The following is a 7,876-nucleotide window of genomic DNA, read 5'->3' as shown; positions in this document are numbered from 1 at the left end:
GCTTACGCTATAACGACAATCCTGGGAAATTTAGTGTTTCATTGGGTAGTGGTATATGGCGTAGTCAATCTGCTTTTTCTTTTGGTGCTGGTTATACCTCTGAAGATGGAAAAATTCGCACTAACATAGCCGCAACCAGTGCCGGTGGTCATTGGGGGGTAGGTGTTGGACTTAATTTAACCCTGAATTAATCCTTTTTATAATTCAATTTGCCCTTGTTTAATTCAAACAAGGGCAAAAAATCGTTTAAACTGTAAAAAAAATTAAGCATCAGAAAAACATGAACTTTTCTTAATATAAAGACCACATAAAAGGATTTTGAAAAATATTGATGAATAAATTTTCTAAAAATTTAGAAAACAGTCGAGAGGTTGTTATAGATACAGATCATCATAACAGGAAATGAAAATCATCATATTATGTTTTGTAAAATCGAAAGTCTCTTCATGGTATAATACAGTTAGGTATCGGAAGCTGGTTTGAAACTTATGGGAATAAAACCAAATTTGAATTGCATCATTAATGCTATTGCCCAGAATGTTTCATCGAATAGATTAAATTGGAATAAGACAGAGAGAGGTTATGACGGTCGTCATAATGGACAAGATAATAAGCTTATTCATGTAGCGGATAGTAAATTATAAGAAAATGTGAAAGAATTTGTGAATGAATGTTCACTTTGAGAAGTGAACCAGAAAGTATCTAACATTAAAAACCATGTAAATGGTCAAGTATAAGATATTATTACAACACTGGAAGATTTTGTTAAGGTAAAAATAAAGAAATAAAAAACAACACCACATTCTTTTCTCTTATTTTATACAACAAAAGAAAGAATTTCTGAATATCTAAGAGCACTTGTCATTGAATTATAAATATAAAACTACTTTATAATTTAACTATTAATAAAATAAATATCACACCTTATAAGAACACATCTTAAACGTCATTGGTAATATTTTCTTGCTATTTTACTTATATAATGTTACACAAGATCCACTTACAATGATTCTTAGCAAGAGAATTGATTCTTAGCAAGAAAACACTGCAATATACTCAGAGGGGGTAGCTAATTCCTTTTATAAAATTATCAAAACCATTGTATTTAAGAAATGTAAGAAACGAATAAAGAAACCTTTCTTCAAAATACAAAATACTTTGAGGTCAAAAGAAAACTCATTTCATTTACTCTGCAATAAAACAGCAATCGAAAAATGTCTGATGGAAAACACAGGAGTCCTAAAATCTATAAGGAATAACTAAATGATCCCTCTTTTATAGCTTTCCATCTAAGACCACTCTACCTCTTTCTGAGATTTAAAACTCCTCATAAACTGTACTCTATAAAAACTACCCAAATGAATAGATCTTTTTTCTTTAAAAAACATCAAAGCTAAAACACCTCTAAGAGATAAATGTGTCTTTTTTATGTTTTATTTTATTTTTTTAGTTCTCATTAGGACATTTGTTATGCGTAAATTACATACCACAGTTTTAAGTTATTTTCCTGTTCAGTCATCTTCGATTAAAGCTGTTGCGTTAGGAACTGCAATGGCAATACTTTTATCAAGTGTTTCTCCTGTTTTTTCTTCCAATCTGTCGATAACAGGGGCAATTATCCGCAATGATAATTCTCCTAATGTAGCTTATCCTTTTGGTAGCCATGGAAGCATTGTTTTTGCCGGTGACGATGATTACTGTGGGGTGGATAGAATTGTTGGTCGCGATGGAACTTTGCTGCAAGGAGGTACTGGGCTAAGTGCGGAGACGCAATATGATAGATTTGTCACCAATAAAGTGTTTTCTAATCGCACTCCTTATGGTTCTATGACGCAGCAGATTCCGTGGACTGGTAATGGTCAGGCTGGAGCTAATAGTGGATATATGGGGGGGCTTACTGGTGGTGTTACGAATATTCTGCCTCGGGCTTTTGGTGTTTATTCTTTTGCGACAGGGTGTGGGTCTTATGCTTCGGGTAATTATTCAACGGCTTTTGGTGCTGGTGCGACAGCAAAAGGAGGGGGAGCGATAGCCTTTGGTGTTTCTGCGCTTGCAAAGGACCAAGCAAGTATTGCTATTGGTATAGGATCAGAAGCATCTGCTATATCTGCTCTTGCATTTGGTGGACTTGCAACTGCGAAAGCTGAAAATTCACTGGCGATAGGGATCAAATCTCTTGTTGAAGAAGGTGCTAAGAGTGCTGTTGCCATTGGTACGGAAGCAAAGGCTACTCTTGAAGAGGCTGTAGCTTTGGGAGCATATTCTGTATCTAATCGTGAAAGTGGTATTTTGGGTTATAATCCTCTAACAGGTAAAGCAAAAACAGCAGGCAATCATGTTTGGGAAAGTGGCTTAGCAGCACTTAGTGTTGGGAATGTTGAAGGTGGAAAAACACGACAGATTACAGGTGTTGCTGCTGGTTCTGAAGATACAGATGTTGTGAATGTTGCTCAGTTAAAAGAATTAAGGGAAATGGTAGTGGGGGGGTGGAAATTCACTGTTGACGGTAAAGATTCCACGAGCGTTAGCTTAGACTCAGAGAATGCGATAGACTTTTCTGCAGGAAGCAGCAATTTAAAGATTGCAAAAGGCAACAGTGACATTGCAAGAGCTACAGAGGGCAATAAGGTAGTATTTGATCTTGCAAAGGATCTTACGCTTGATAGTGTGAAATTAGGAAAAGTTTCTTTAGATAAAGCAGGCTTAGTAATTAGTGATGGCCCGAAGGTGACCACGGCGGGTGTTTCTGCTGGCAGTAAAAAGGTTACAGATGTAGCGGCTGGAAGTGCAGATACTGATGCGGTAAATGTTGCACAGTTAAAGACAGCTGAAAAAAAGATCGAACAATTAGAAGCCAGTAGTTTTGTAAAACAAGATGCTAATACGAAGCATGTCACGATTGGTGGGGAAACGGATGGCGATAAAATTGATATTGCCAATAAGAATAAAGAAAAGCGTACACTTACTGGCATAAGAGATGGTGCACTTTTAGCAGATTCAAATGAAGCGGTAACAGGTTCACAGCTTTTTGCAACGAACACTAATGTAACCCAAAATAAAAATGCTATTGAAGAAGCTAATATTACGATTAAGAAGAATGCTACTGATATAACCAAAGCAAACAGTGATATATCCTCTCTTGATAGTAAAATATCGAAATATTTGGGTGGTGAGGCAAATGTTCTTGGAGGTACAGCGCCGACCTATACTGTACAAAATCAACAGTATAATGATGTTGGATCTGCCTTTGCAGGTGTCGATAGTTCTTTTACGAGTGTTAATAATAAAATTACCGAAGTAGAAAATTCCGTTACGAAAATCCATGAGGAGATTGTCCAAAAGGTTGATCAAAATGCTTTGTCATGGAGTGAAGAAAAAAAGGCCTTTGTTGCAACGCATGGCGAAACGGAAAGAAAAACAAATAGCAAGCTTACATCTCTTCAGGATGGTGACATTTCTACAAATTCAACGGATGCTATTACAGGTGGTCAGCTTCATAAAATGGGTACAGAAGTTGCAAAATCTTTAGGTGGTGGCGCTGAATATAAGAATGGTACAATGAGTGCTCCAACATTTAAACTTAATATTGTTGATGGTGATGGTAACTCTCAAGAAAAGACTTACCATGATGTTGCCGGTGCTTTTGAAGGTGTTGATACTGCTTTCACGAATGTTCAGAAAAAATTCACAAAACAAATTAACGATGCGGTCGAAAATATTAATACACAGATCACTAATGTTACAGAAAACAACCTTATTCAGCATGATATAAAAACAGGTAATATTACGATTGGTTCGAAAGAGAATGGCAGTGTAATCAATATCGCTAATAAGGCTGGTGAGGTTCGAACGCTTTCTGGTATTAAGGATGCGCAAAATCAGAATGAAGCCGTTAACAAAGGTCAACTTGACAAGAATGTAAATAAACTTTCTAAAGATATTAATGACGTGCGTTCTGTAGCAGTTCTTTATGATGAGGAAGAGGTTTCAGAAGATACCCTTGCATTTACGAAATCAGCCCGTAAAGTTAATAAGAAGAGCGTGACTTTTGGTGATTTAAAGACCGGCACTGTTTCTTTACATAATGTTGGCAATGGTAATATTGCTGAAAATTCACATGATGCTGTAAATGGCTCTCAGCTTCATACATTGGGCAGTGAGGTTGCATCTTATTTAGGAGGTGGTGCTGCGTATAAGGAAGGTAAATGGACTGCTCCTAGTTTCAAGGTTCAGACTGTTAAAGATGGTGGTGGTGTCTTTGATTCTACCTACAATGATGTAGCGGCTGCTTTTGCTGGTGTGGGTAATTCATTTAAGAATGTCGATAATAAAATTACGAATGTTAAGAATGAAATCACCCAAGAGATTAAGAATGAAATTACCACTGTTCAAGGTGATGCTTTATTGTGGAGTGATTCTGATAATGCATTTGTAACCAAACACGGAAAAAATAAGGACAGCAGTAAGATTACCTCTCTTAAGAATGGAGATATTTCTGCTAGTTCAACGGATGCTGTAAATGGCTCCCAGCTTCATACATTGGGTAGCGATGTTGCGACTTATTTAGGTGGCGGTGCTAAGTATGAAGATGGCAAATGGAGCAAACCTGATTTTAAAGTTACTATAGTTAAGAATGATGGCAATTCTGAAGAAAAGAAGTATGATACTGTAGCGGATGCATTTGCGGGAGTTGGTAGCTCTATCATAAATGTACAGCAGAAATTGACTGAACAGGTTAATGATGTAGTTAACAAAGTGGAAAGTGAAAGCTTTGTTCAGCAAGACAAAACAACGCATCATCTCACTATTGGCGCTAAATCAGAAGGTGATGAAATCAATATCGCAAATAAGGACAAAGGGGATAGAAAACTTTCTGGTGTGAAGGCAGCAACACAAAATAATGAAGCTGTTAATAAAGGTCAACTTGATGACAGTTTAGCGAAGCTTTCCAACAGTCTTCAGTCTGATGAATCAGCTGTTGTTCATTATGATAAAAAAGAAAAAGATGAAATTGATTATACAAATGTAACTTTGGGTAAGGGCAAGGGTTCTACATCTGTAGGTCTTCATAATGTTGCTGATGGTAATATTGCTAATGGTTCACATGATGCAATCACGGGTGGTCAGGTTAACAAAATTGGTGAGGATATTGCTAAGTTTTTAGGTGGAGAAGCATCCTTTAAAGAGGGAGCTCTTACACAGCCAAGCTATAAATTATCGTACATTGCTAAAGATGGAGTTGTAACAGAGAGTTCTTTTCAAGGTGTTGGAACGGCTTTTTCCGGTCTTGATATAAATATCAAGAATGTAAATCAGCGCATTAAAGAAGTATCTGAAAATGTTGCCCATGATTCTTTGTTGTGGGATAAGACTAAGGATGCCTTTGTAGCGCAGCATGTTGATGATGGTGTGAAGAGTAATAGTAAGATTACATCTCTTCAGAATGGAGATATTTCCGCTAGTTCAACGGACGCCGTAAATGGTTCTCAGCTTCACTCTCTTGGTAGCACAGTTGCATCTTATTTTGGCGGTGGAGCTAAATACGAGAATGGAACTTTGAGCAAGCCTGATTTTAAAGTTAATATAGTTAAGGCCGATGGCAATTCTGAAGAGAAGAAGTATGGTACTGTAGCTGAAGCTTTAGCTGATGTTGGTGCATCTTTCACGAATGTTAAAAATGAGATTACAAAACAGATTAACAATGAGATTACTACTGTAAAAGGTGATAGCCTTGTTAAGTGGGATGACGATAGTCAAATAATAAAAATTGGTGCAGAAAAACACGGGAATACAATCACTATTGCTGACCAAAATAGTAAAGATAGAACGCTTTCTGGTGTAAAGAAGGCAGATAAAGCCAATGAAGCAGTTAATAAAGGTCAGCTTGACGAAAATGTAGATAAACTTTCTAAAGATATTGATGACGTGCGTTCTGTAGCAGTTTTTTATGATGAGGAAGAGGTTTCAGAAGATGCTCTTGCATTTACGAGATCAGCTCGCAAAGCTAAAAAAAGCAGTGTGACTTTTGGAAATCCGAGTGATGGTACTGTTTCTTTGCGTAATGTTGGTAATGGAAATGTTACTGAGAAGTCAAAAGAGGCAGTAAATGGTTCTCAGCTTTTTGAGACAAATAAGAATTTTGCGAGCTACTTAGGTGGTGGTGCTAACTATGATGGATCAAAAGGAACATGGACAGTACCTACATTCAAGGTTAAAATTATTAATGAAGATGGTAAGACAGAAGATAAAGATTATCATGATGTAGCAACTGCATTTGCCGGAGTAGGTAATTCATTTACAAATGTTAAGAATGAAATTACGAATGTTAAGAATGACATTACTCAGGAGATTAAGAATGAAATTACCACTGTTCAAGGTGACGCTTTGTTGTGGGATAAGACGAAAAATGCGTTTATAGCAACGCATGGGGAAACAAAAACCAATAGCAAGCTTACATCTCTTCAGAATGGAGATATTTCTGCTAGTTCAACGGATGCCATAAATGGTTCACAGCTTTACTCTATGAGTAATAAGCTAGCTGGTTATTTTGGTGCTGGTATTGGATATGATGAAAAAGGCAATTGGAAAGCTCCAAGTTTTACGATTAAGAAATTTGATGATGCAGGCAATTCGACAGAAGAAAAATATAATACTGTAACAGATGCATTTTCTGCCGTTAATAGTTCTATCACGAATATTCATAACGAAGTGAACAAGGAGATTAGCAAAGTAGTAGGAGATAGTCTTGTTAAACAGGATGATAAAACGGCTTTTATCACTGTTGGTAAAGAAACGAGCGGCACAGAAATCAATATAACGAACAAGGATAAAGAGGATAGAACGCTTTCTGGCGTTAAGGAAGCGGTGAAAGGTAATGAAGCGGTTAACAAAGACCAGCTTGATAAAAGTTTGAAGAATCTTTCCGATACTCTTCAGTCTGAAGATTCTGCGGTGGTTCTCTACGACAGGGGTTCAGATGGTGCAACTAATTACAGCAGTGTGACTTTTGGGAAAGGTAAAGGTTCCGCTCCTGTTGGCCTCCATAATGTTGGTGACGGTAAGATTGAAAAAAAATCTCATGATGTTGTTAATGGTAAACAAATTGATGCAATGTCTCAGGATCTTGTTAAGATTTTAGGTGGAGGCACTACGTCTAGAAACGGCGCATTTACAGTGCCAACTTATAAATTATCTAGTATTACTGAAGATGGTACGGTAAGTACGACAAGCTATGATAATGTCGGTTCAGCCTTTGAAGGACTTGATGCAAATGTCAAGAATGTAAACACTCATTTGTCTAATGAGGTTAAGCAGTTTGAAGAAAAAATCACTAATATTACGCAAGAAGTTCAAGGTGATGCATTATTATGGGGTGATGATGAAGGCGCTTTTGTAGCCAAGCACGGAAAAGATAAGGCAAAAACGAATAGTAAGATTACGTCTCTTGCTAATGGTAACATTGCGAAAGATTCAACAGATGCTGTCAATGGTTCTCAGCTTTATTCAATGGGCGACATGGTTGCAACCTATTTTGGAGGTGGTGCTAAGTATGAGAATGGTCAATGGACTGCTCCAAAGTTTACAGTTAAGACCGTCAAGGAAGATGGTATTGAATCTAAAGATGAAAGTTATAGCAATGTAGCTGATGCATTGGCTGGAGTTGGCAATTCTATTACGAATGTTAAAAATGAGCTTAATAAGCAGATTGGTAGAGTGGTTAGTGATAGCCTTGTTAAACAAGATAAAGATGGAGATCCTATTGCCATCGGTAAGGAAACAGGTGGCACTGTAATCAATCTTCAAAACAAGAGTAATGGCAATCGCACTATTTCTGGTGTGATGGATGGAACAATCTCTAAAGATTCAATTGAGGCCA

Annotated in this window: 1 protein-coding gene and 1 pseudogene; both read left to right on the top strand. The window is 37.1% G+C overall.

The annotated features are described in order from the left end of the window. Nucleotides 1-191, top strand: a 191-nt coding sequence (locus AC0QT4_RS08360; RefSeq protein ID WP_473201224.1) for a YadA-like family protein, incomplete at its 5' end; no start/stop codon positions are given. Nucleotides 192-1,470: 1,279 nt separating this feature from the next. Then, nucleotides 1,471-7,876: pseudogene (locus tag AC0QT4_RS08355) on the top strand (hypothetical protein); the annotation flags it as partial.

Source organism: Bartonella sp. EBT8 (assembly GCF_055796165.1).
Note: the sequence above shows the minus strand (reverse complement) of the source record. Positions and strands in the feature narration are given on the sequence as shown.